The following is a 568-nucleotide window of genomic DNA, read 5'->3' as shown; positions in this document are numbered from 1 at the left end:
CGTCCCTTTAGCTTTTAACTGCGCGGTCGGAAGTAGGATCTTAAAAATAGCGATGACACAAATTACGAGTGAACAAATCGCAGAATTGAGGATCACAAAAGAAGCGTTAAAAAAAAATAACAAATATGCCAACATGATAACCAAACAACAGTGATAAGGTGTGAGTAATAAAACAGCGTGTAATTATACTGCTCCGTTGCCACATTGGAACATTTGTGAGAATGGTCAGATTTGTTTTATGTAAAACCAAACTCATATCAAAATCACAATATTCATTCGACAACAAGGAGATAACGAATGAAACCAAGGCTAACCCTTTTGCCTTTGGCCTTTGTCGTCAGTTCTGCTCAGGCTCAACTCGCTGAAACTGCAGGGTTCAGCGGCGAAATCTCAATCAATGCTGGTGTGATTTCATCGGAATCGAACTTTAATACCGACAACAGCAAAACCATCGACTCGTTAAACCAAAGCGCTGAAAGCGACACAACCGTCATCGCAGCGCCGCTCGGAAGTGTCGCCTACACGTTTGGTCACCAGCTCAACCACCAAGTGTATGCTGGTACAACGC

At 42.8% G+C, this 568-nt stretch carries 1 protein-coding gene and 1 pseudogene; one reads left to right on the top strand and one right to left on the bottom strand.

Annotation, left to right across the window (positions count from 1 at the left end):
* A pseudogene (locus R8N47_RS27245) lies at positions 1-135 on the bottom strand (acyltransferase); the annotation flags it as partial.
* Between the two features lie 162 nt (positions 136-297).
* On the opposite strand from R8N47_RS27245, the gene R8N47_RS27240 reads away from it, so the two are divergent.
* Positions 298-568: DUF2860 family protein (locus R8N47_RS27240; protein WP_318186371.1), on the top strand; the 271-nt coding region annotated here is incomplete at its 3' end.

The sequence above is a fragment of the Vibrio sp. 2132-1 genome (assembly GCF_033344315.1).
This window is presented reverse-complemented; position numbering and strand designations above follow the sequence as displayed.